The sequence below is a fragment of the Bradyrhizobium sp. 215_C5_N1_1 genome, assembly GCF_052075935.1.
Taxonomy (GTDB): domain Bacteria; phylum Pseudomonadota; class Alphaproteobacteria; order Rhizobiales; family Xanthobacteraceae; genus Bradyrhizobium; species Bradyrhizobium barranii.
This window is the reverse complement of the sequence record NZ_CP197228.1, coordinates 8,149,975-8,173,467: the sequence shown is the minus strand read 5'-3', so window position 1 is coordinate 8,173,467 and position 23,493 is coordinate 8,149,975. Positions and strand designations below refer to the sequence as shown.

Below are 23,493 nucleotides of genomic sequence, written 5' to 3'. Positions count from 1 at the left end.
CGCGCTGGAGCACCGTTCCGATTGCGCTGCAGCGGCTCTAGTGATTGCGGGTCAGCTCCACGCCATCGACCACCATTTTCCATGTTCCCGCCTCCTGGTGAGGCGGCGTCGACACCTCGAATGTCGTCGGGAGGAATGCAATGCCGACGACGAAATGATCGCCTCGAACCGCCGCAGCGGGGCGTTGATCGACGTCGTGGTGGTCGCGCCAGCCCGGATCAACCGCACGCGCCGATGCCGCGCGGCGCATCGGCGCGCGCGTTAACAGATTGTTCATCGACCACGGCGCGGCAGCCGTAACCGCCGGTTAACCATGGATATTTACGGTGTAGCAAGCCTCTGAACCGGGGCTGTCAGTTGATTTCGAGTCCAATCCTATGGCGTTCGGTCGAAGCGCATCTCCGCGAAGCATCGCCCCGACGGAGCCTGCGGCTTCGTGGGAAGCGCCGCGGGCTGCGACGGCGAAGCCTGACAGCGCTGCTCCTGCGCTGATCAAGGGATCGCTGACCGTCACCGGTGCGCTCTCTTTCCTGCGCGAGAATGGCCGGCGCATCCTGACGCTGGCGCTGGCGCTGTTCGCCCTGGGCGTCATTGTCCTGATGGTCTTGCCGGTTCGATATGCCGCGACAGCCCTGGTCGTCGTCGATCCCCGCGAGCTGCGCGTCACCTCGGAGCAGGACGTGCTGCCGGGCATCGGCCAGGATGCCGCGGCACTCCAAAGCCAGATCGAGATCGCCAAATCGGACGGCTTTCTCCGCCCCCTGATCGAGCAGCTCAAGATCGCCGACGACGCGGACATCGCGGGCGGTTACACCGACATGACGCGCCTGCTCGAAAAATTTCGCAACCGTCTCGATATCTCGCGCCGCGGACTGACCTACGTCATTGCGATTTCATTCACCTCGAACAATGCGGAACGGGCCGCGCATTACGCCAATGCCATCGCCGAGGCGTTCGTCGCGAGCCAAGGCCGTGTCCGCACCGAGGCGACGGACGAGGCGGCCGACTGGCTCAAGGACCGGCTGAAGGCATTGAACGAGCGCCTGCGCGTATCAGAAGATGCCGTTGCCGCCTTCAGGTTCGAGCACAAGATCCTCAATGCCGGCAAGGATTCCACGACCCAGCAATTGCGGGTGACCGATCTCAATCAGCAGGTCTCCGCCGCTCGCGCGCGTACCGAGGAAGCCAAGGCGCGTTACGAGCAGGTGCAACGCGATCTCAAGGCCAATGTCGAAGGTCCGGTGAAGCAGGACCTTCTGAGCATGCTGCGCGCGCAGCGCTCGACCCTGAACGATCAGATCGCGCAGAAGAAAGCGGTGTACGGCGACCGCCATCCCGACCTCGCGATCTCCTACAGCCAGCTGGCTGACATCAACAGGCAGATCGAGGTCGAGCGGAAGAAGAACATCGACACGGTGAAGTCCGAATACGAGGCCCAGCTGGAGCAGCAGAACGCGCTGGAAAAGCAGCTCAGGGCGGTCGAGACGCAGATGCTGGTCGACGGCCAGGCGCTCGTGAAGCTGCAGGAGCTGCAGCGTGACGCCGATGCCAACAAGAACATCTACGAGCAGTTCCTGTCGCGGTTCAAGACGACCAACGAGCAGCGCCAGCTGCAGAGCTCCCAGACCAAGATCGCCTCGCTCGCCATTCCGCCGATGCGCTCGACGCGTCCGCCCCTCGCCTTGCTGCTCGCGGCGCTCGCGATCGGCTCGATCCTGACCTCGACGGCGGCCGTTGCGGCGATGGGAAGCATGTCCGACGGGCCTGCGCCTGCCGAGGCTCCTGCTCAAACTCCTGCTCAGACTCTTGCGCGTGCTGAAGCGGCGGAGACGCAAGTCCAGCGACCGGGCCCGGCCGCGCGCCAGCCCGAGGCGATGCCGAACCTGCCTGTCTGGGCCCGCATTCCCGATCTGGCGCCTGGCGCCGTGGCCAACACCGTGTGGCAAAGGCCGATCACTGCCTCGGCCGAGCTCGACCTCGGCGCGTATCTGCGTCCGCTTCTCGAGCGGATCGATCGCGCGCCGGTGCGCGGCTGCAAGGTCGCCCTCGTGTTGTCGGTCGGCAAAGGCGCCGGCGGTAACACCGTTGCGCGCTCGCTCAATCGCGCGGCGGTGAATCGGGGCATGATGAGCGTGCTGATCCGGCTCCAGCCGGAATTCGCAGGTCACCAGCCTCCGGTAACCGAATGGCAGGACGGCTCCACCACGGCGGGGCTGCAGTCGATCGACGAGCTGTTGAGCGCCGGCAGAAAAGCCGATGCGCGGCCCGAGGACGATATTCGCTCGGAGTTCGATCTGATCGTCGTCCATGCGAGCAATCTCGCACTTCAGCCCGACGCCATCGCGCTGGCCGCGCACGCGGATCTGATCATCCCGGTGGTGCGCGCCGGCGAGCTCGGTTCGGCGGCGATGCGGCGGGTGACCGCTGCGCTGTCGAGATATGGCACCGTGCCGACCGGTCTCGTCGTCAATCACGCGCCGGCGGGTTCAGTGGCGCCTCACCCTGAGGGCAGCGCGTTGAGCCGGGCGGTTTGACGATGCCGACCGCTGGCAAGGCTGCGGCTCATGCCTGAGGCGCAGCGCGCAAGCGCACCTGTAATCTGCTTCACACGCAAACGCGCCCAATGACGCTAGATGAACTAGGGCCCGCCTCCGCGCGGCCCGGTTCGGAGCTGGCGATGATGGCTGCACTGGCAAAGGCGATATCCCGCGCGACGAGAACCAACGTTGATGTCGAAACCGTAAAGGTGCTCGTGATCTTCTCGGGCGCGGGCTTGCTGCTCTCTCTCGTGGCCGCGATGATCTACGGACAGGCCCTCAACGCCGCCTTGTTCTGAGATCGCGCGAGGCGACCGCGCTTCGACCCGAAGCAGGTCCTCATCCCCAGGAGCCCGCCCGAAGCGGGCATCTCGAAGGTATCCGCCTGCATTCGAGCCGTCATTGACGCCGCGAGGCGGCGCCCGCAGGATGCAGCGTCTCCAATGCACGACTATCTCGGCTCGGGATTGCGGCGATGACCTGTCAAGCTCACTCCGTAACGCTGGTGCTCATTGCCCGCATACCGCCCGAGGGTATCGAGGCCTTCCGCGCCTACGAGGATGCCGTCCTGCCGCTACTCCCTTCGTTCAACGGGCGTGTGGAGCGTCGTCTTCGAAATCCGGATGGCACGATCGAGGTGCACATCGTCAGCTTCGCATCCGATGCGGACTTTCAAGACTATCGCAATGATCCCCGGCGCCTTGCGCAAGCCGGGTTGCTGGAAAAATCATCCGCGAAGCTGGAATTGCTTGCGATGGCGGACGTCTCGCAATGGCCGGTGACATCGGCGCAGGGATGATCGGCGGCGCAATGACCGGGATGTAACCGGGCGCGCCGGGCATCATCGAACTGTCATCGCTTCGTCATGCGCGCTCTATGGATCGCTGCTCCCTTGGCCGCGCATCGTGGGGGCTGATATGCATCTGAATGAGACAATGTCGTCCGACCGCCGGTCGATCCTGAAGGGCCTCGCGGCCGCAGCCGTCACGTCCCTGGCGGCACCGGCCATGGCAGCCGATGGTCTGCCGGCGCAGCCGAGCGGCGCGGCGGCCGCCATCGCGACCGACAATGCCTATTGGACGGCGGTGAAGGCGCTCTATTCAGTGACGCCGGATGTCGTCAATCTGGAGAACGGCTTTTGGGGCATCATGGCCGAGCCGGTGAGGCGCGAGTTCATTCGCCAGACCGACATGGTCAACTATCAGAACACCTACTACGCGCGGCAGCGCGCGGGTGCGGATTTCGAGGCCGTGCGCATCAAGGTGGCCCAGGCGGTCGGCGCGGCGCCCGAGGAGATCGCGCTCACTCGCGGCGCGACCGAAGCGCTGCAGCTCCTGATCGGCGGCTACAACAAGCTGAAGCCGGGCGACAGCGTGCTCTACGCCGACCTCGACTACGATTCGATGCAGTACGCGATGAACGCGCTTAAGGCGCGTCGCGGTGTCGACGTGGTCAGGTTCGATGTGCCGGAGCCGGCCACCCGCCAGGCCGTGCTCGACGCCTATGCCCGTGCCCTCGAGGCGAATCCCAGGACCAGGCTCCTCCTCCTCACCCATGTCAGCCATCGCACCGGCCTCGTCATGCCGGTCGCCGAGATCGCCCGCATGGCCAGGGCCAAGGGCATCGACACAATCGTCGACGCCGCCCATTCCTGGGGGCAGATCGACTTCAGGGTGGGCGAGCTCGAGGTCGATTTCGTCGGCTTCAACCTGCACAAATGGATCGGCGCGCCGCTCGGCGTGGGCTTCCTCTACATCAGGAAGGACCGTCTCGCCGACATCGACCGCGACATGGGCGACGAGGACTTTGCGGAGACCGATATCCGCTCGCGGGTTCATACCGGCACGGTCAATTTCGCGACGGTCCTGACGGTGCCCGCGGCCGTGGCGCTCCATCAGCAGATCGGCGCGGCGGCAAAGCAAGCCCGCCTCCGCTATTTGCGTGATTACTGGGTGAGCCGCGCCCGCGGATTCAAGGACATCGAGATCCTGACGCCGGATGAGGTCGGCTCATATGGCGCGATCACGTCCTTCCGTCTCGCCGGAAAGACCAGCAAGGCGGACAACGACGCTATCGTCGTGAAGCTGAGGGACAGCCACAAGGTCATGACGGTGCGCCGGGCCGGCGTTGCCAAGGGCCAATGCATCCGTGTGACGCCGGCGCTCTTTACCGAGGAGGCCGATCTCGACCGCCTCGTCGAGGCGCTCGCCGTGGTCACGGGGACGAAGACGGGGTAGGCCCGGGCGCGGGACTGACATCACCACGAATTCACGGGACTTCATCCTCCGCGCATCTGACAAATGTCAGATGTGGGGCGTCCGTCAGTCTCCGCCGCCCCATTTTATCGGCCCACGGTCTGGTTTATCTCTGTCACTCCGGTGCCCTGCGCAAGGAGGAGACGCGTGCTCGACCATATTCTCAGATTCGTGACGCTCGGATCGATCATCGTTGGCATGGCTGCGATCTATGCGGCGCTACACACCAACAATCGGCGTCTGGGCGCGGACATCTTCCTTCGATATTCCGACCGGGTCTCCGACCTGCGACGCCGCCTTCCGGTCGCGGCATTCCTCGAGCGAGGGGCTGCCGGCGACATTGAGATCACACCGGAAGAGCGCCGGGCGGTACACGAGATCATTCATTCGATCTTCGAGCTCTACGAACTCAAGGTGCATGGCTTCTTTCCGCCGGCGATCTGGAAGATCAGGGAGCCCGATATCGAACGGCTGCTCTCGCTGCCGGTCTTTCAGCAGGAACTGGCGGGCCTGGAGGGCCGATATACGAGACATCCGCGTTTGACAGCTTGGCTTGAGAAGATCAGGGGTCAGCAAGAGACGGCCTGACTTTCTCAGTGAACCGGTCGACGGTCTCACCGCCAGCCAAGCGCCGGCGCGACGTGCTTCAAGATCGCCTCGATCGCATGGGCGCAATAGTCGACACCGAGCTGGTTCGGGATCGTCAGCAGCAGCGTATCGGCTTCGGCAACCGCCTCGTCCTGCTTGAGCTGCTCGATCAGTGCGTCCGGCTCGGCCGCATAACTCCGGCCGAAGATCGCGCGCGTTTGCGGGTCGATGAAGCCGATCTGGTCTTCGCCTCCGCGCTCCCCGCCGAAATAGGCGCGGTCGCGATCGTTCATCAGCGCGAAGATGCTGCGGCTGACGGACACGCGGGGCTCACGGGTGTGGCCTGCCTCCGTCCACGCGGCGCGATAGCTACGGATTTGCGCCGCCTGCTGCACATGAAAAGCTTCGCCGGTCTCGTCGTTCTTCAGCGTCGAGCTCTGCAGATTCATGCCGAGCTTCGCCGCCCACACCGCGGTCGCGTTCGAGCCGGCGCCCCACCAGATGCGTTCGCGCAGGCCTGCCGCATGTGGTTCGAGGCGCAGCAGTCCCGGCGGATTGGGAAACATCGGCTGCGGATTGGGCTCGGCAAAACCTTCGCCGCGCAACAGGTCCAGAAAGACCTCCGCGTGGCGCCGGCCCATGTCGGCATCGCTCTGGCCGTCAGCCGGGCGATAACCAAAGTAGCGCCAGCCGTCGATCACCTGCTCCGGCGAGCCGCGGCTGATGCCGAGCTGGAGCCTCCCGCCGGCGATGAGATCGGCGCTACCCGCATCCTCGATCATGTAAAGCGGGTTTTCGTAGCGCATGTCGATCACGGCCGTGCCGATCTCGATTGTGCTGGTTCTCGCGCCGACGGCGGCGAGTAGCGGGAAGGGCGAGGCCAGCTGGCGCGCGAAGTGATGCACGCGGAAATAGGCGCCATCCGCGCCGAGCTGTTCCGCCGCGACGGCCAGCTCGATGGATTGCAGCAGCGTGTCCGCCGCCGAGCGGGTCTGCGATTGCGGCGAGGGCGTCCAGTGTCCGAAGGACAGAAATCCGATCTTTTTCATGGGCGTCATTTAATGATGGCAGGGGCGGCGTCAACCGCCTGCTCTGGCGACGGGGGTATGCGACGGGGCTGGCGCGAAATGCTCGGCCCGTTCGACCAGGAGATCCAGGAAGGTTCGCGCGCGCAGCGACATCCACTGCGTCTCCGGATAGACCGCATGCAGGGGCAGCGCGGCGATGGTGTAGTCCGGAAGCACATGTTCGAGCTCGCCGCTGCGAAGGCCCTCCGCGGCATTCCACTCGGGCAGGATCGCGATGCCGAGATGCTGCATCGTCGCCTCCTGCATCGCATCGGCATCGTCGACGTGAATGGGTCCGTTGATCGATGCGACATGACGGCCGTGCTCGGATTCGAAGGCCCATTGGTGCGCCGGCGACATCCGTGAATAGACGATGCACTGGTGCGAGCTGAGATCGTCAGGTGTCCTCGGCAGCGGGCGGCCGTGCAGATAGGTGGGGGTCGCGACCAGATGGCGCTGCACGGTCCCGAGCCGGCGGGCGACCAGCGTGCTCGCCTCCAGGTTTCCAATGCGCAGCGCCAGCTCGATGCCTTCTTCCACCAGATTGACGAACCGCTCGCTGAAGCGGATGTCGACCCGCACTTCCGGATAATTCCGAACGTACTCGGCGATGACGGGCATCACGTAGCGCCGTCCGAACGACGACGGCACGCCGATCCGGAGCGTGCCGGTGGGGCGGGGTGCGGCCTGTTCGACACTCGACCGCGCCATGTCGAAGCTGTCGAGGATCTGCCGCGCGAGATCGTAGATCCGGTGCGCTTCGGCCGTCGGCTTCAGCGTGCGCGTCGTGCGCGAAAACAGCTGCGTGCCGAATTCGCTTTCAAGCATCGCAATGCGCTTGCTGATCGCGGGCTGGCCGATCCCGAGCTCCTTGGCCGCAGCCGAGAAGCTGCCGCCCTCCAGGGCGCGAACGAAAGCGCGCAGGCAATCGATCCGGTCCATAATTCATTCCGATCTGGAATAAATTATATCCCATTTATTCCGTGGTGCGCAACTCGGCGGGTCGCTAGGCTCCCTCAAAACAAGCATTCACAGGGGAGGAGACGAAATTGGCACGCCATATCGGAATTGTCGGCGCCGGCATCGCCGGCCTGCATCTCGCGCTTTACCTGCAGAAGCACGGCGTGGACGCGACAATCATCACGGATCGACCGCCCGAGGAATACAAGAACATCCGCCTGCTCAACACCGTCGCGCATCACCACGTGACGATCGCGCGCGAGGACTATCTCGGCGTCAATCATTGGAGCGATCCGAAGGACCATTATTACTACCACGACCACGTCTTCAATTTTCCGCAGCCGCTGAGTTTTCGCGGTGATTTCTCGAAGCCGAGCCGCGCCGTCGACTATCGGATCTATCTTCCTGCCCTGATGCAGGATTTTGTCAGCCGCGGCGGCAAGATCGAATACCGCCGCATCGAAGAGCGCGACATTCGTCCGCTGGTCGCCCGCTTCGATCTCCTGGTCGTCTCGACCGGGAAGGGCCCGCTGGGCCAGCTCTTCACTTACCGGCCGGAGCACACGCCCTATTCGCAGCCGCAACGGCGGCTGTGCGTCGGGCTTTACACCGGCGTGCGGCAGCCCGATCCCATGAACGTCACGCTCTCGGTGTCTCCAAGCCATGGCGAGATGATCGTGATCCCGACCATTACGTTCGGCGGTGTCGCCAACGCGCTGTTGATGGAGAATGTGCCGGGCGGCGACATGGAGGAACTGGCCACGCTCAGCTACGACGACAACCCGAAGCACTTCTTGAAGGTGCTGCTGGGCAAGCTCGAGAAGCACCACCCGACGACCTACGACCGCATCGACACCGCGCGGTTCGATCTCGCGCAGCCGCAGGACCTGCTGCAAGGCGGCGTGGTCCCGACGGTGCGCAACACTGTGGTCGAGTTCGACGACGGCAAATGCGCGATCGCGCTCGGCGACGTCCATGCGATCGTCGATCCCATGATGGGCCAGGGCGCCAATATCGCGTCCTATGCGGCCTTCGTGCTCGGCGAGGAGATCGTCAACGCCGACGCGCTCGACGTGCGCCTGTGCGAGAAGATCGAGCTGAAGCGACAGGATCGCGTGCTGGCGGCATCGCGCTGGACCAATGTGATGCTGCAGCCGCCGACGGAAGCGCTGGGCATGCTGATCGGCGCGATGAGCCAGAACCCGGCGCTGGCCAACGAGTTCACCGAGAATTTCAACTACCCGGACCGGCAGTGGGATCGCATCTGCACGCCGCAGCGCATCCAGGCCTGGATCGAGCGCATGTCGGCGCCGCCTGAGCCGGTCAGGGCGATTGCGTGAGGCCCGATGCGAGCGGAGGCTGAGGTGCAGCGCGCCAATCCGGCGTCATTCCGCGAAGCCGCGTCGCGCTTTGCGACCGGCGTCGCGGTGCTGACCGCGCTGGACGAGCACGGCCGCGTCTGCGGCATGACCGCGAACAGCTTTGTCACCGTCAGCTTGTCCCCGCCGACCGTGCTGGTGTCGGTCATGCCGGGACGCATGCACCGGGCGATCTCGGCGACTGGACGCTACTGCGTCAACGTCCTGCCCGAGCATGGCCGGGACCTGTCGCGGCACTTCGCGAGCCAGCCGAACACCGGCGCTGCTCCTGATTACGACATCGTCGACGGCCTGCCGCGTCTCTCCGGCTGCATGGCCTGGTTCGCCTGCGAGGTCACACGCCACGTCGATGTCAGAGACCACACGCTGATCATCGCCGAAGTTTCGAGCTGCGACTATCGCGACACCACGCCGCTGGTGTTCTTTTCCAGCCGGTATCATCTCGGGCCGGGCGTGCCGGTGGATCGGTGAGGGTTGCAGCGGTCCGCGGCTTGAGCGGATCTGGTGTTTTCCTGGCTGCATCGGGGCGCTTTGGCGTTACCGCCGGGACTAGCTTGCCCTGGCGTTCTTTGCGCGAGGGGGCGTATCGTTGACGTTGTCGGCGCGCTTGGGATCGTCCGCGGCACGCCATTGTCGTGGCGTCATTCCGGTCCAGCGCCTGAAGGCGTGGGTGAATGCGCTGACTTCGCCATAGCCGAGCAGCCAGGCGGTTTGCGAAATCGGCAACTCGTCCTTTTTCAAATAGCTTTTGGCGAGGTCGATTTTCAGCTCGTCCATAATGCCGGTGAAGGTCAGTCCTTCCGACGCGAGGCGCCGCGCCAACGTGCGGTGGCTCATGCCGAGCCGGCGCGCGATCTCCTCAGCCCGTGCCTCGCGATGGGGAAGCAGTGGCGCGATGGCATTCTCGACGCTCGATCTGAGCGAAACTCCCCCAGGCTTCCGATGTGCAAGCGCCTCCTCGCAGAAGGTCACCAGCAGATCGTTCAAGTGGTGATCGGCACTTTCGATGGGCATCTGTCCCACGGACTGAGGGAAGGCGATCTCATCGACGTCTGATCCGAACTCGATCTCGCAACCAAGGAACGACCTGACCTCCGCGGGCATCGCTCGACGGCGATGGGCGACTTTGACACGGCTTGGCACCACGCGGCGGTTGGTCAGTGCGCGGTTGATTCGAATGATAGAGGTCACCCAGAATTCGATCTGGTGCCGATCTGACCGCCGTTCCACGCCGACATAGCTCAACGCAATCGCCATGTCCTTCGCGGCAAATCGCAGTGAAATTCCCTCGTTCGCGAGGCGGCAATAGCGCTCCGTCTTTGACAAGGCTTCAGCGACTGTCCCGGATGAGGCCGCGACATAGTAGAGCAGGCCGATCTCACGAAGGTCGAAGTCCCGTGCCAGGTGAAATCCCAGGGCGTCGTCGTGCAGCGCCTCGGCACCAAGCTCCAGAAACTTGATCTGGCTTTCAACGCTCAGCCGCGCCTTGCGGTCTTGGATCTGCTCGAGGGTCAATCTGGCCTTGGACAGCAAGCCGTCCGCCTGAATGCCGGCTTCGCGCAGGCGGGCCCACACCAGGCGGGCGATGCCGCCGGTCGCACTGGGCATGGCTTGCAATTGGGGCGAACGGGCAGCAGCCACATCGAACCCTTTCGTCGTTGCCGCTGCGGCCTTGAGTTCTCGGCTCGCGCATCGGGATCGCGGCATAGAAAATCAAGTTATTGGCTCACGATAACAAGAAACCGGGTGTCATGTGACTTAAATCGGCGATCTGTCCCCCTAGGTGCGTCGTCTGTACTCGGGGGCGAACCCACCCCGAAAAAGCCCGAAGGCCTTGATGTCCAGCTGCGATGGCGCGCCGCCTATAAACGTGAAGATATTGCGAAGTTACGGAAAATTGCTCGGAATTCCTCATATCGCTCATGGCCCACGGACGGTTGCGCTTGAGCGCGTTGGCGATTGCGAGATCAACATGTTCGAAACGCTTGAAACCGGTTCAGCTGCGGCGCCCCTGTTCTGGATGGAGCTGTTCGATCTTCGCGTTCACGCCTCGCGCGACAGCCGCGGATGCCACAACATGAGCGACGCAGTCGCAGCGTTCAACGATTTTGCTTCGCAGGCGAGCCGCCTGGCGGAGGTGCCGCCGTGCGACACCGGCGAAGCCGTAGGCTGACAATTGCCGCGTCCACCGAGAGTATTCCCAGCGGAAAACGCAGCGCTTCTGACGCGCGGCCAGATTCTTGGCTACGACACGGAGCGGATGGCGTTTCTGTTTACGATGACGTATGGCGCCAGCATCGTCGACTGCGAGATAAGCAGCGTCGCGCTGGACGACCTTCACGGCTCGAAGGGCACGCGTCCCGACGAAAGGGAGACCCAATTCAGGTGTCTCCGCGACGCGGTCGAGCGCCTTGCATCATACGCTTTCGAACAGCAGGGCAGGCGGCAGCGCGAGCGGCTCCGCATCTTCTCCAAGCACGTCAAGGCGCTCTGACGACCGCCAAAGCAAGGCCGCCGCCAACAACGGCAACGCATATGCAATTTGTGCCACGTGAGATGCTCGACATCTCCCTCTTAAACATTTCACTCGACCATGGTCTGCAAGACCGGGTTCCGCAGTTGTCGCCGGCTGGGTGTTGCCGCGCCGTGACATCCAGGCACGCTCAGCCGGCATAGACTGGTCGATATCCGGTGCCCCTTCCGTTGCCCGGATGGTGAGTTATCGCGCTCTTGCGTCCAGTTGTGAGTGTTGCCGGTGGTCCGGACGAGTCGCATCAGTGCTCCAGCAGTTTTGTTGGCTTTGTCGATCGCAGCAGTCCTGGGCGGCTGTGCAGGACGTCCGTCGCAGGGCGTGCTTGTTCCGACAGCGCAGGTCGCCCCCGGAAACACAAATGTCCCGATCTACGTCGTCACCAATCGCAAGCGATCCGACGTCGATCCCGGTGAGATGTTCAGCGGGGACCGTTCGGACGAGTTGTCCTTTGCCGAGGTGACTGTCTCGATCCCGCCAGATGCCGCGCGGAAGATCGGCGAAGTGCAGTGGCCCGCGAGCCTGCCCGGCGACCCCCAACGGGATTTCACGACTGTGTCGGCCGACTATCTCGACAAGACGCATTTCGCTGCGTCTGTCGCCGCGGCGATGAAGCAGTCCGGTCGCAACAAGGTGCTTGTCTTCGTCCACGGCTTCAACAACCGCTTCGATGATGCGGTCTATCGCTTCGCGCAGATCGTGCACGACTCCAAAGTGCCGGTCGTTCCCGTGCTTTTCACCTGGCCATCGCGCGGCGAGCTGAGGCTGCGCGCGTATACCTATGACCGGGAAAGTGCCAATTTTTCGCGTGACGCGCTCGACAATCTGTTGAGCACGCTCGACGCCTCGCCTGCCGTCGGCGAAGTTTATCTTCTGGCTCATTCGATGGGCAATTGGATCGCACTGGAAGCACTGCGAACGCGGGCGATCCGCGCCCCGGCTGTCGCGTCGAAGCGCAGCAAGCTGAAGAATGTGATGCTGGTGGCACCCGACGTGGATGTCGATGTCTTCCGCTCGCAACTGAACCGGATGAGCGGCGCGCGGCCCCCCATCTCGTTGTTCGTCTCGCGTGACGACGGCGCGCTCTCGCTGTCGAAGACGATCTGGGGAGACGTCGCCCGCCTGGGCGATATCGACCCGACCCAGGAGCCTTATCGAACTGAGCTCGCGCGCGACCGGATCGACGTCTACGACCTGACGAAACTGGCGGTCGCCGGCGACGACGCCCACGACCGGGCTTTCGAGCAGGTAGGCCCGGTTGTCGCAATGATCCGCCAACGCATGGCCCAGGGCCAAGCGCTGGGTGAACAGAAGGCGGCCGCGGGCCCGCTCGCGCGGCTTGCGGAGTAGCGCGAGAGGCAGGCCCTGCCTGGCTTTTTCATGGCGACGTGTCGACGAGGCCGTGACGTCTCAGGCGTAGGCCACCCAGCCGCGGAACGTGAAGCCGGTATAGAACAGGGTCGGGTCGGAGAAGCCTGCGTCGCGCAAGATCACGACGTCCTGCTCTGGTGCCAGAATGCTCAACTGGCCGTCGACCGCCTTTCGCGCGGCGGCCGCCTTGTCGGGCTCGACTCCGGCTGCGGCGAGAAAGGCCGAATAGCGCGAGAGCCAAAGCGGCCGTTCATCGTCGTTGCCGGGGATGCTGAAATGGGCCGCGACGAACGGCGCGCCGGGCTTGAGGCGGCGGCGGATTTCGGACGCTATTCGCAGCCGTTCCTCGACATCGACGAAATGCAGGGTCAACAGGCACGTCGCGCCGTCGAACGGCCCCTCCGGCGCATCGTCGATATAGCCTTGATGCAGATGCGCGCGCGACACGAGCGGGCCCAGCGTCTGCTTCGCGAGATTCAGCATCGCCGCGGACGGGTCCACGCCATCAAAGGTCCAGCGCGGCTGCGCTTGCGCAAAGGCATTCAGCTCCAGGCCGCCGCCGGCGCCAAGAACAAGTATTCGCGCATCTTCACGCGCACGCTCGCCCAAAAGGATCGCCGCCATGGACAGCATCGAATTGTAGCCGGGAACAAACCGTGGCGGCCCTTCGGTGTACTTCGCCACCATCTGCGGATCGGAGAACGCGTTTTGAATGTCGGTCACGATGTTGTCCTGCTGAGGGGAGTCGGTCACGCGTGATGCGCGCTCATGCTGTGAAGCTTTCGCGCACCCAGGCGCTTGCGCAGATCGTCGCTCAGCATCGCCAGCGACACTTCGGCAAAGCGCGACAGCAACAACGCCTCTGCATCGTCAAAGGCCTGATCGAGCGCGGCATTGACGGCCTGCTCGACCAGGCAGCCAGGCGCCTCGGTCCGGTTGCCCATGGCCAGAATCGAGGGGCTGCCGAGCGCGGTGTAGACATCGCGCAGCGTCACCTTCGACAGATCGCAAGCCAGCGTCCAGCCGCCGCCGTGCCCCTTCTCGGAGCGGACGTAACCGAGGTCGCGCAGGCCCGCCATGATGCGGCGGATCACCACCGGGTTGGTGTCCATGGCCTTCGCCAGGGTCTCGGACGTGAACGGGCCAGGCTGCTGCGCCATGTGCAGCAGGACGTGGAGCACGCCTGATAATCGGCTGTCTCGCTTCATGTAACTTCATATGTTACATGATGGCGCCGAGGTCAACCCGTTTCGGTGCGAGCGTAAGGGGCGCGTTGCCATCCCGCGCCCGTTTTGCCCGACGGGTCAACGTCGCCGCAGACCGCCTAAGCCATTGATCCCGCTCATGCCGTCTACTGTGCATGGGGTTGTTTTCGACATTTTTGCTTTGGGGACACAACAGCCGCGGGCTGAACCGGATCTCATCCGGCTCTGCCGCTACTTCATCACCCGCAGGCCCTTGGTCGTAAACCGCTGCGTCTTGCCGCCGGGGCGCACCGGTCGCCGTGTGCCGGCGGCCTTGCCGGTGCCGGGCGGCTGATGCGCGGGCACGAGCTGGTCGGGACGCGAGCCGATCAGGTCGCGGCGGCCCATCTCGATCAAGGCCTCGCGGAGCACCGGCCAATTGTCGGGGTCGTGATAGCGCAGGAAGGCCTTGTGCAGCCTTCGCTGGCGCAGGCCCTTGATCGCCTCGACCTTGTCGCTGCCGCCGCGGCGTACGCCGCGCAGCGGGTTGACGCCGGTGTGGTACATCGCGGTTGCGGTCGCCATCGGCGAGGGCAGGAAGGTCTGCACCTGATCGGCGCGATAGCGGTTCTTCTTGAGCCAGAGCGCGAGGTTCATCATGTCCTCGTCGGTCGTGCCCGGATGCGCCGCGATGAAATAGGGGATCAGGTAATATTTCTTGCCGGCCTGCTCGGCCGCGGCATCGAACATCCGCTTGAACTGGTTGTAGGCGCCGATGCCCGGCTTCATCATCTTGTCGAGCGGGCCGCGCTCGGTATGTTCAGGGGCGATCTTCAGATAGCCGCCGACGTGATGGGTGACGAGCTCCTTGATGTATTCGGGGCTCTCGACCGCGAGGTCGTAGCGCACGCCCGAAGCGACCATCACCTTCTTGATGCCCTTGGTCTCGCGCACCTTGCGATAGAGCCGGATCAGATCGTCATGCGAGGTGTTGAGGTTCGGGCAGATCTCCGGGAAGACGCAGGACGGCCGCCGGCACGCCGCCTCGACCTTCGGATCCTTGCACGCCATCCGGTACATGTTGGCCGTGGGGCCGCCGATGTCGGAGATCACGCCGGTGAAGCCCGGCGTCTTGTCGCGGATCTTCTCGATCTCACGCAGGATCGAGCCTTCCGAGCGGTTCTGGATGATGCGGCCCTCGTGCTCGGTGATCGAGCAGAAGGTGCAGCCGCCGAAGCAGCCGCGCATGATCGTGACCGAGAACTTGATCATGTCCCAGGCGGGGATTTTTGCTTCGCCATAGGACGGATGCGGCGCGCGCGCATAGGGCAGGTCGTAGACCGCGTCCATCTCGTCGCTGGTCAGCGGGATCGGCGGCGGGTTGAGCCAGAGATCGCGATCGCCGTGACGCTGCACCAGCGGGCGGGCATTGCCGGGATTGCTTTCACGATGCAGCACGCGCGAGGCGCGCGCATAGGCTTCCTTGTCCTGCTCGACTTGCTCCAGCGCCGGCAGCCGGATGACGGTCGCACCCTTCTGGCGCGTTGCGCCCTCGTCGGCGGAATCGAGATCGTCGGCGTGCAGTTCGCTGTAGTCCTCCGGGACGCGGCGGAACAGCGCGACGCCCCTGATGTCGCTGAGCTCGCGCGGTGCTTCGCCGGCGGCAAGACGGTTGGCCACCTCGACGACGGCACGCTCGGCATTGCCATAGAGCAGCAGGTCCGCCTTGGCGTCGGCCAGCACCGAGCGGCGCACCTTGTCGGACCAGTAATCGTAATGTGCGATCCGGCGCAGCGAGGCCTCGATGCCGCCGAGCACGATCGGGACATCCTTGAACGCCTCGCGGCAGCGCTGCGCGTAGACGACGGTGCAGCGGTCCGGCCGCTTGCCGCCTTCGCCGCCGGCCGTATAGGCGTCGTCGCTGCGGATGCGCCGGTCCGCGGTGTAGCGGTTCACCATGGAGTCCATGTTGCCGCCGGTGACGCCGAAAAACACTTTTGGCTTGCCGAGCGCCTTGAACGGATCGGCCGAATGCCAGTCGGGCTGGGAGATGATGCCGACCCGAAAGCCCTGCGCCTCCAGCAGCCGGCCGATGATGGCCATGCCAAAACTCGGATGGTCGACATAGGCATCGCCTGTCACCAGCACGATGTCGCAGGCATCCCAGCCGAGCGCGTCCATCTCGGCGCGGCTCATGGGAAGGAACGGCGCCGGCTTGCGCGGGCGCGCCTGCGCCATCAGGGGCTTTTCGGCGGTGATGATCTGGATGTCCATGGCGCCTACGCATAGGACTCCGGGCGTACGAATACAACCGACGGACGCGTGAAGATTTGCGGTTCCGCCAGGGGCTATCCGGCTTGCGGGAGTGCGTTAACCGTTCGCGAACCCTTGCCGGACCTCGGCAGTCGTGGCCGGCTCGCCGCCATGCTGGCGGACCATCCGCACGGCATTCCCGACGAGGCGGAGATTGGTCACCGTCGAGCCCGGCAGCGCCGCCTCGATCCAGACCTTGCGCAAGGCGAGCATCGCCTCGCCGCCCGGAACAGTGCGCGTGCCGCATATGCATATGAGCGATCCGTCTTCCGGGTTCTCACCGCGGCCGACATCGGATATCCGATTGCTCCATGGGCAAGGAAATTTCCGACGGCGGTGACGACGCCGGTGCGGCGCCGTCCACCGAGGCCTGGCTCGGTGCGGTTGCGCTGATCGGCTTCATCCTGGTGGCGACCGCGCAGGCCTCAAATCAGATTCTGGCGCGGGGCCTCGCGGGCTCCGTCCCGCCCTTCGCGCTCGCCTTCTTCCGCTGGAGCATCGTTGCCATCGGGCTCGCGCCGATCGCGTTCGCCGAAATCCGCGCCGGCCGCGTGCCACTTGGCAAGAACATCTGGCCGATCCTCGCCGCCGGCTTCGTGGGCATGTTCCTCTGCGGCGGCCCGGTCTATGCCGCGGGCATCTCGACGACGGCGATCCACATCGCGTTGATCATGGCGCTGTCGCCGGTCACGGTGCTGATGATCTCTGCGGTGCTCGGCATCGAGCAGGTCGGCCCGCTGCAATGGCTCGGCACGGCGCTTGCGCTCGCCGGCGCCTTGCTCATCATCTCCGGCGGTCATCCGGAGACCTTGTTCGCACTGGAGACCGCAGCGGGCGACGGCCTGGTCGTGATCGCGATGCTCGGCTGGTCCGGCTACACGCTGCTGCAATCGCGCGCGGCGCCCAAGGCGTCGCTGCTGGCGCGCATGAGCCTGTTCGCAGGCGCCGGCGCGCTGTTCTCGCTGCCGCAGGCGCTGATCGAGATGTGGACCACGCCGGCGCAGGTCTTCAGCACGAAAGCGGTGTCGGCTTACGTCTTCGCCGGGATCGTTCCCGGGCTGCTCGCCTATGCCGGCTTTGCCTGGCTCGGCGGCAAATTCGGTTCGGTCCGAACCTCGCTTGTGCTTTATCTCGGACCGATCGCGAGCGCCCTTCTGTCGTTCGCAATTCTCGGTGAACCGCCAAAACTGATCCATCTGTTCGGCGGTGTGCTGATCCTCGGCGGGGTCTGGGCGAGCCTGCGCAAATAGTTCCATTGATCGGAGTTGTGGTTCATCCGCAGGAACCAACCGCCTCCGCGAACATTCTGATCAAGGGACCGGTGCGAGCCATGCTCGCGCGCGCCCCGACCATCCCGGCGCCAGTGCCGTAACCGGATTTTGCCTCGACGCTTCGTTTCGGGGCGATGGGGGACTTGTGAGTACGGTCATAGAGAACTTGTTGTCACGGAAGCAGAAGCTTGTGGAACAGCTCGAGAAGGCGCAGTCGGTCGACGATCGCGACAAGATCGAGCACCAGCTCGAACAGATCAACACCGCGCTGGATTTTCTGGACAGGCCGGGATCGAAGGACGCGGGGTAGTAGCGCTCAGTCCACCTTCAGCGCCTCCACTATCAAGGCCTCCACTTTCAAGGCCTTGGCATAGGCCAGGCCGGAATTGGTGATGTGCGTCGTCATCAGCGCTTCGAACGCCGCGAACTCGCCGCGCGCGAACAGATCGAGCAGCTTGCGATGCTCGTCGAAGGACGAGCGGGTGCGCACGTCGATCGGCGACGTCAGGTTGGTGCGCAGCGCGGCGACGCGGCCCGAGACGAGCTGGTAGGATTCGATGAGATAGCGGTTGCCGCAATGCGCGAACAACCCTTCGTGAAAGCTCGCATCGGCGCGGCCATAGGCGATGTTGTCCTTCGCCGCGATCGCCGGCTCCATCGCCGCGATTGCCTCGCTCATCGTCGCAATTGCGCCGTCGCGATCGTGACGAAACGCGAGCTCGGCGGCCTTGGGCTCGAGCGCGATCCGGAAGGTGCAGAGCGCAGTGATGTCCTCCGCGCTCGGCGTGAACACGAAGCTGCCGACCTGCGGCCGGATCACGACCAGCCCCTGCGCCTGCAACTGGCCCATCGCCTCGCGCACCGGCGTGCGGCTGACGCCGAAGGAATTCGCCACCATCTCCTCGGAGATGGCGGCGCCGAGCGCGAACTCGCCGTCGATGATGGCCTGGCGCAGCCGCAGCACCACCCGCTGCGACAGCGATTTCGGCGTATCGAGCTTGAGCGATCGCATCTGCTGTCTCAGATCACCTTGCCGGGATTGAGCAGGTGATCGGGGTCGAGCGCGGCCTTCAGCGTCCGCATCAACGCGATCTCGGCTTCGCTCCTGGCATGGCCCAGCCACTTCTTCTTCAGCGTGCCGATGCCGTGCTCGGCGGAGACGCTGCCGCCCAGCTCGCGCACCAGACCGTAGATGATCGCGTCCATCTCTTCCTTCGGCTGCTGCTCGACGGAAAGACCGGTGACCCAGGACACGAGATGCAGATTGCCGTCGCCGATATGGCCGTAATAGACGCTCTCGCACCCCTTGATGCCGGAGGCCAACGCGGCCTTGCAGCGCGTGACGAATTCGTCCATGCGCGCCACCGCAAGCCCGATGTCGTAGGAGATGTGCGGGCCCAGCACCTGGCCGAACTCGGCGCAGATGTCGCGCACGCGCCAGAACGCCTGCGTCTGCGCCAGCGATTGCGCCACGGCGGCATCTGCGAGCAGCCCGCGCTCCATCAGCTCTTCGAGCCAGGCCTGGAAACGCGGTGCATCCAGGCTCTCGTCGGTGCCTTGGGCCTCGACGAGCACGTAGAGACCGTGGCCTGCGGCGACCGGCGGCTTCACGCCGGCGCGATTCGTGATCACGTCCCAGTAATCCGGCCACATCACCTCGAAGGCCGACAGCAGCGGGCCGAGCCCGCTGCGCGCGGCACCGAGCAAGTCGATCACCGCGGCATAGTCCTTCAGCGCGCACAGCGCCGCCATGGTCGAGCGCGGTTTCGGGAACAGCCGCAACACCACGCGGGTGATGATGCCGAGCGTGCCTTCGGAGCCGATGAAGAGATGCTTGAGGTCATAGCCCGCGTTGTTCTTCATCAGCTTGTTGAGGCTGGTGATGATGGTGCCGTCGGGCAGCACCACCTCCAGGCCGAGCACCAGTTCGCGCGTCATGCCGTAGCGGATCACGCGGTTGCCGCCGGCATTGGTGGAGAGATTGCCGCCGATCGCGCAGGAGCCGCGCGAGCCGAGGTCGAGCGGAAAGAAGAAACCGGCTTCGTCCGCGGCCTTCTGGATCGTCTCCAGCGGCGTGCCCGATTTCACCGTCATCGTCATTGACGCCCGATCGATCTCCTCGATGCCGGTCATGCGCTCGAGCGAGATCGCGACCCAGCCTGCTTCGGGCGATGCGCCGCGGCACAGCCCGGTCAATCCACCCTGCGGCACGAAGGGCAGTCGCGCCTGCCGGCAGGTCCCAATCGCATCGGCAACGCCTTGCGCATCGACCGGTCGGATCACCGCAAGCGGCGCTTGTGGCAGGCTCGCGCTCCAGTCGTTGCAATTGCGCGCCGGCACGTCGGTGCCAACAAGCACGGCGGCCGCGCCGAGCTTGTCGCGCAAGGCGCCGAGCAACTGATCGGGACGCTCAATGGGGCTCACCATGTTCATGCGAGACCTCCTCGGAATCTGGCTGCGTCTCATGCGCGCCGTGATGGTGGAAAGGATTTGCGTCCGCCTTGTATGTAAGGTACAACATAAAAAGTAAAGCAAAAACAAGGCTCGGAAGGCTTCCTAAGATCGTTCGAGATCAGGGGTTTAGTCCGGGACCGCAGCTAATGGGTGGTGAGATGACGGAGGCAATTCGCGGGTTCTGGGTGGCGTCGGCGACGCCGCTGGCGACGGATGGCAGCGTGGACTCCGCCAAGCTCGCCGCCCACGCTAGGCAGCTCTTCAGTAAGGGCGTCGATGGCGTCGTGCTGTTCGGCACCACCGGCGAGGGCACCTCCTTCAATGTCACCGAGCGTGTCGCGACCATCGAGGCCGTGCTCAAGGCCGGCGTCGCGCCTGAGCGGATCGGCATCGGCGGCGGCTTTCCCGCCATCACCGACAGCATCGCGCTGACGCGCACCGTGCTCGGCCTCGGCCTGCGCCACGTGCTGTATCTGCCGCCCTATTTCGACCGTGGTGTCACGCCCGAAGGCATCGAGGATGCTTTTGCTGCGATCATCGACGGCGTCGCCGACGATCGCCTGCGCGCCTCGCTCTATCACATCCCGCAGGTCTCCGGCGTTGCGATCCCGACCGGTGTCGCGGCAAACTTGCGCAAGCGTTACGGCGAGGTGGTTGCGGGCCTGAAGGACTCCAGCGGCGACTTCAAGCAGTTCCAGGCGTTCCGTAGTGCTGCTCCCGATCTCGCCATCACCGTCGGCAACGAAGCCGACATCACCCGCGCGATCGCCGCCGGCGGCGCCGGCACCATCTGCGGCATGGCCAACGTCGTGCCCGAGCTGGTCAAGGGCATGGTTGATGGCAAGGACGTCGAGGCGCGCATGCAAGCCGCGACCGATGTCGTGCTGAACACGCCGTCGTTCCTTGCGACGCTGAAGGCAATCCTCGCCGCACAGACGGGCGACGCGGGCTGGCTGCGCGTGCGCCCGCCATTCCGTGCCTCGTCCGATGGCGCAGCGCTCAAGCGAAAGATTGACGAGCTGATTGCTCCTGCCATCGCGTGAGATGCGAAACTTTCGTGACACGTTGTCGCGAATTCGCGTGCAGCGTGTTGCGATCCCTGCGACGTCAATCGGTAATTGCCGCTTAGTGCGCTGATGCGCTTAGAACGATTCAACACTAGAGCGATTCAAGCTCGCCTACGGTTCTCTTCGATCCCGCCGACTGTTACAGGCGCACACTTCAATGTTCTTGACTTGAAGTGGAATGAAAGTGCGTGCCCCCGTGGATGGCCAACGCGTCAGCGGCCATCGTCATCATGCCGGCAAGAGCCGTGCAGGTCTTCTCCTCGGCGCAGCGGTGCTGCTCGTCGAATCCCCCTCGAACACGACGACCGCGCAGGCGCAGTCAGCGCTGCCGCCGGTGACAGTGGAAGCGCCGGTGCAGCGGCCGAAACCGGCCCGCGCATCCGAATCGCCCCAGCGCCGGACGCAAGCCGCCGCGCGCCAGCGCAGCCGGAATGCCGCCACACCAGCAGCACCGACAATATCGGAACGTGCAGCAGCGGCGGCCGCCGCGCAGCAGGCTGCCAAGCTCGGTTACCGCGCGATGCCGAGTTCGACCACGCTGCGCAGCGGCGCATCGCCCCTCGATACCTCGCAGGCGGTCAACGTCGTGCCTGAGCAGGTGTTGAAGGACCAGCTCCCGCGGAACATCGACGATGCGCTCATCAATGTCTCCGGCATCACCCAGACCAACACGCTCGCCGGCAGCCAGGACGCGGTGATCCGCCGCGGCTTCGGCGATAATCGTGATGGTTCGATCATGCGCAACGGCATGCCGCTGGTGCAGGGCCGCAGCTTCAATCCCGCGGTCGAAAGCGTCGAGGTGCTGAAGGGGCCGGCCTCGCTGCTCTACGGCATCATGGATCCCGGCGGCATCGTCAACACCATCAGCAAGCGGCCGGAGCTCTATCAGCACGGCTCGGTCACGCTGCTCGGCTCGACATTCAGTGCCTCGAAAACCGGCGCCGACGGCCTGCTCGATGTTACCGGTCCGATCGGCGATCAGGGCCTTGCCTATCGCTTCATCGGCTACGGCGTCAGCGAGGATTACTGGCGCAATTTCGGCCGTCACCGCGAGATGCTGGTCGCACCGTCGCTGGCCTGGTACGGCCAGGACACCACGGTCCAGCTCAACTACGAGCATCGCGAGTTCATCTATCCGTTCGATCGCGGCACGGCGTTCAATCCGGTGACGAAAGCGCCGCTGGCGGTTCCCGCCGACCGCCGGCTCGACGAACCTTTCAACAACACATGGGGCACGTCGGACCTGTTGCAGGCCTCGGTCGAGCACCGCTTCAACCAGGACTGGAAGCTCTACGCTGGCTACAGCTACAACACCGAGACCTTCAGCGCCAACCAGCTCCGCATCACCGGCATCAACTTCACGACCGGTGCGGAGACGCGCAGCAATGACGGCACGCGCGGCTCGCTCAGCAATGTCAGCTACGGAACATCCTACGTCTCGGGCAGCTTCTGGCTCGGCAACATGCGCAACGAGGTGGTGTTCGGCGGCGACGGCCAGTATCGCACCATCTACCGCGATAGCCTGATCCGGCAAGCAACGCCCGCCATCAACATCTACAATCCGGTCTATGGGTTGGTCGGGCCGGGCACGACCGTGGTGCCCGGTGACAGCGCCCAGACCGACAAGCTCGGACAGTGGTCGCTGTTCGTCCAGGATACGCTGCATTTGACCGAGCGGTTCGCGCTGGTCGGCGGCGCGCGCTACATGGACTACGATCAGATCGCCGGGCGCGGGAAGGCACTGTTCTACACCAATACCAACGTGTCCCAGGACAAGGTGCTTCCCCTCGGCGGCGCCATCTTCAAGCTGACCGACGAGATCTCGCTGTATGTGAGCTACACCGAATCGCTGAAGCCCAACTCGACCATCGCGCCGATCGGCATCGTGATCGATTCCAATGTCGCGCCCGAAGAAGGCGTGTCATACGAGACCGGCGTGAAGTTCGATCTGAACAAGCGCATCTCCGGTACGCTGGCGCTCTACGATCTCGACAAGAAGAACGTGCAGACGACGAAGACGAACAGCGCTGGCGTGGTGGAACTCCATACCGTCGGCCGCGCCCGCTCGCGCGGCGTCGAGCTGGACGTGACCGGCAGGCTCACCGACAGTTGGGCCCTGATCGGCAGCTATGGCTATACCGACGCGCGGGTGACGGCATCCGAAGATCGGTCGCTCTACGGCATGAAGCTGCAGAACGTCGCGCTGAACACGGCCTCGCTCTATCTGGTCTACGACTTCGGCACGGCTCTGCCGGGACAGCTCCGCCTCGGCGGCGGCGCGCGCTATGTCGGCGATCGTCCCGGTGATGCGATCAACAGCTTCTTCTTGCCGTCCTATGTGGTCGCCGATATTTTCGCGACCTATGAGACGAAATACCAGAACACGCCGGTGATCTATCAGCTCAACGTCAAAAACCTGTTCGACACCGTCTATTATCCCTCCGCCGTCAACAATCTGAACGTCGCGATCGGCGATGCGCGCCGCGTGTCGCTGTCGGCAACGGTGAAGTTCTAGCG

General features: G+C 64.5%; 24 protein-coding genes. 14 read left to right on the top strand and 10 right to left on the bottom strand.

Annotation, left to right across the window (positions count from 1 at the left end; all coding sequences use genetic code 11):
• Positions 1-37: 37 nt before the first annotated feature.
• Positions 38-277: a hypothetical protein gene (locus AB7G19_RS39210; protein ID WP_193560915.1), complete on the bottom strand. Its 240-nt coding sequence runs from the start codon at positions 275-277 to the stop codon at positions 38-40.
• Positions 278-377: 100 nt separating this feature from the next.
• Between AB7G19_RS39210 and AB7G19_RS39205 the strand changes: the two genes are divergently transcribed.
• The 5 genes from AB7G19_RS39205 to AB7G19_RS39185 all read left to right on the top strand — a co-directional run bounded on the left by AB7G19_RS39205 (position 378) and on the right by AB7G19_RS39185 (position 5,380).
• The gene (locus tag AB7G19_RS39205; RefSeq protein WP_135215951.1) at positions 378-2,534 is read left to right on the top strand and encodes a GumC family protein; all 2,157 of its coding nucleotides are present in this window, start codon (positions 378-380) and stop codon (positions 2,532-2,534) included.
• Positions 2,535-2,677: 143 nt separating this feature from the next.
• Complete coding sequence (locus tag AB7G19_RS39200) at positions 2,678-2,836, top strand: hypothetical protein (protein ID WP_166104648.1); 159 nt, start codon at positions 2,678-2,680, stop codon at positions 2,834-2,836.
• A 176-nt stretch (positions 2,837-3,012) separates the two neighbouring features.
• Positions 3,013-3,336 carry a hypothetical protein gene (locus AB7G19_RS39195; RefSeq protein ID WP_085399994.1) on the top strand — a complete coding sequence of 108 codons (324 nt, stop codon included), beginning with the start codon at positions 3,013-3,015 and terminating at the stop codon, positions 3,334-3,336.
• Between the two features lie 136 nt (positions 3,337-3,472).
• The gene (locus tag AB7G19_RS39190; RefSeq protein ID WP_244623305.1) at positions 3,473-4,774 is read left to right on the top strand and encodes an aminotransferase class V-fold PLP-dependent enzyme; all 1,302 of its coding nucleotides are present in this window, start codon (positions 3,473-3,475) and stop codon (positions 4,772-4,774) included.
• A gap of 165 nt (positions 4,775-4,939) precedes the next feature.
• Entirely contained in the window at positions 4,940-5,380 is a 441-nt protein-coding gene (locus tag AB7G19_RS39185; protein ID WP_085399998.1) for a hypothetical protein, read from the top strand.
• Between the two features lie 26 nt (positions 5,381-5,406).
• Here AB7G19_RS39185 and AB7G19_RS39180 read toward each other — a convergent pair whose 3' ends face one another.
• Positions 5,407-6,429, bottom strand: coding sequence for an LLM class flavin-dependent oxidoreductase (locus AB7G19_RS39180; protein WP_085400054.1), 1,023 nt, complete (start codon positions 6,427-6,429; stop codon positions 5,407-5,409).
• Positions 6,430-6,459: 30 nt separating this feature from the next.
• Positions 6,460-7,389 (bottom strand): LysR family transcriptional regulator, encoded by a 930-nt coding sequence (locus AB7G19_RS39175; protein WP_085400000.1) that lies wholly within the window; start codon positions 7,387-7,389, stop codon positions 6,460-6,462.
• A 107-nt stretch (positions 7,390-7,496) separates the two neighbouring features.
• On the opposite strand from AB7G19_RS39175, the gene styA reads away from it, so the two are divergent.
• Both styA and styB read left to right on the top strand, forming a co-directional pair.
• A complete protein-coding gene (gene styA / locus AB7G19_RS39170; RefSeq protein WP_354080290.1) occupies positions 7,497-8,747 on the top strand; it encodes a styrene monooxygenase subunit StyA in 1,251 nt (416 codons plus the stop codon).
• 6 nt (positions 8,748-8,753) lie between these two features.
• The gene (gene styB, locus AB7G19_RS39165; RefSeq protein ID WP_085400003.1) at positions 8,754-9,257 is read left to right on the top strand and encodes a styrene monooxygenase NADH-dependent flavin reductase subunit StyB; all 504 of its coding nucleotides are present in this window, start codon (positions 8,754-8,756) and stop codon (positions 9,255-9,257) included.
• A 78-nt stretch (positions 9,258-9,335) separates the two neighbouring features.
• Here styB and AB7G19_RS39160 read toward each other — a convergent pair whose 3' ends face one another.
• A complete protein-coding gene (locus tag AB7G19_RS39160; protein WP_224580953.1) occupies positions 9,336-10,427 on the bottom strand; it encodes an AraC family transcriptional regulator in 1,092 nt (363 codons plus the stop codon).
• A 196-nt stretch (positions 10,428-10,623) separates the two neighbouring features.
• On the opposite strand from AB7G19_RS39160, the gene AB7G19_RS39155 reads away from it, so the two are divergent.
• The 3 genes from AB7G19_RS39155 (at position 10,624) to AB7G19_RS39145 (ending at position 12,666) form a co-directional block, all read left to right on the top strand.
• The gene (locus AB7G19_RS39155) at positions 10,624-10,959 is read left to right on the top strand and encodes a hypothetical protein (RefSeq protein ID WP_354080293.1); all 336 of its coding nucleotides are present in this window, start codon (positions 10,624-10,626) and stop codon (positions 10,957-10,959) included.
• Between the two features lie 3 nt (positions 10,960-10,962).
• Positions 10,963-11,280: a DUF1488 family protein gene (locus AB7G19_RS39150; protein ID WP_205124614.1), complete on the top strand. Its 318-nt coding sequence runs from the start codon at positions 10,963-10,965 to the stop codon at positions 11,278-11,280.
• A gap of 300 nt (positions 11,281-11,580) precedes the next feature.
• Complete coding sequence (locus tag AB7G19_RS39145) at positions 11,581-12,666, top strand: alpha/beta hydrolase (protein WP_441268789.1); 1,086 nt, start codon at positions 11,581-11,583, stop codon at positions 12,664-12,666.
• A gap of 60 nt (positions 12,667-12,726) precedes the next feature.
• Here the strand turns inward: AB7G19_RS39145 and AB7G19_RS39140 are convergent, their stop codons facing one another.
• The 4 genes from AB7G19_RS39140 to AB7G19_RS39125 form a co-directional block, all read right to left on the bottom strand.
• Positions 12,727-13,440, bottom strand: a complete 714-nt coding sequence (locus AB7G19_RS39140) for a class I SAM-dependent methyltransferase (protein ID WP_135215953.1) — start codon at positions 13,438-13,440, stop codon at positions 12,727-12,729.
• Positions 13,437-13,895, bottom strand: coding sequence for an Rrf2 family transcriptional regulator (locus AB7G19_RS39135; RefSeq protein ID WP_085400006.1), 459 nt, complete (start codon positions 13,893-13,895; stop codon positions 13,437-13,439). Before AB7G19_RS39135 ends, AB7G19_RS39140 begins: the two co-directional genes overlap by 4 nt.
• A gap of 228 nt (positions 13,896-14,123) precedes the next feature.
• Positions 14,124-16,145, bottom strand: coding sequence for a YgiQ family radical SAM protein (locus AB7G19_RS39130; protein ID WP_085400008.1), 2,022 nt, complete (start codon positions 16,143-16,145; stop codon positions 14,124-14,126).
• Positions 16,146-16,241: 96 nt separating this feature from the next.
• Positions 16,242-16,397: a 3-keto-5-aminohexanoate cleavage protein gene (locus tag AB7G19_RS39125; protein WP_161495788.1), complete on the bottom strand. Its 156-nt coding sequence runs from the start codon at positions 16,395-16,397 to the stop codon at positions 16,242-16,244.
• Between the two features lie 98 nt (positions 16,398-16,495).
• Between AB7G19_RS39125 and AB7G19_RS39120 the strand changes: the two genes are divergently transcribed.
• Positions 16,496-17,434, top strand: a complete 939-nt coding sequence (locus AB7G19_RS39120; protein WP_441268788.1) for a DMT family transporter — start codon at positions 16,496-16,498, stop codon at positions 17,432-17,434.
• A 190-nt stretch (positions 17,435-17,624) separates the two neighbouring features.
• On the top strand, positions 17,625-17,765 hold the full coding sequence (locus AB7G19_RS39115) for a hypothetical protein (RefSeq protein WP_162131457.1): 141 nt from the start codon (positions 17,625-17,627) through the stop codon (positions 17,763-17,765).
• A 6-nt stretch (positions 17,766-17,771) separates the two neighbouring features.
• Here the strand turns inward: AB7G19_RS39115 and AB7G19_RS39110 are convergent, their stop codons facing one another.
• Positions 17,772-18,467, bottom strand: a complete 696-nt coding sequence (locus AB7G19_RS39110; RefSeq protein WP_085400014.1) for a GntR family transcriptional regulator — start codon at positions 18,465-18,467, stop codon at positions 17,772-17,774.
• A gap of 8 nt (positions 18,468-18,475) precedes the next feature.
• Positions 18,476-19,888: an FAD-binding oxidoreductase gene (locus tag AB7G19_RS39105; protein WP_085400016.1), complete on the bottom strand. Its 1,413-nt coding sequence runs from the start codon at positions 19,886-19,888 to the stop codon at positions 18,476-18,478.
• A gap of 179 nt (positions 19,889-20,067) precedes the next feature.
• On the opposite strand from AB7G19_RS39105, the gene AB7G19_RS39100 reads away from it, so the two are divergent.
• Positions 20,068-20,952, top strand: a complete 885-nt coding sequence (locus tag AB7G19_RS39100) for a dihydrodipicolinate synthase family protein (RefSeq protein WP_085400057.1) — start codon at positions 20,068-20,070, stop codon at positions 20,950-20,952.
• A 202-nt stretch (positions 20,953-21,154) separates the two neighbouring features.
• Positions 21,155-23,491, top strand: coding sequence for a TonB-dependent siderophore receptor (locus AB7G19_RS39095; RefSeq protein ID WP_085400018.1), 2,337 nt, complete (start codon positions 21,155-21,157; stop codon positions 23,489-23,491).
• Positions 23,492-23,493 lie beyond the last annotated feature (2 nt).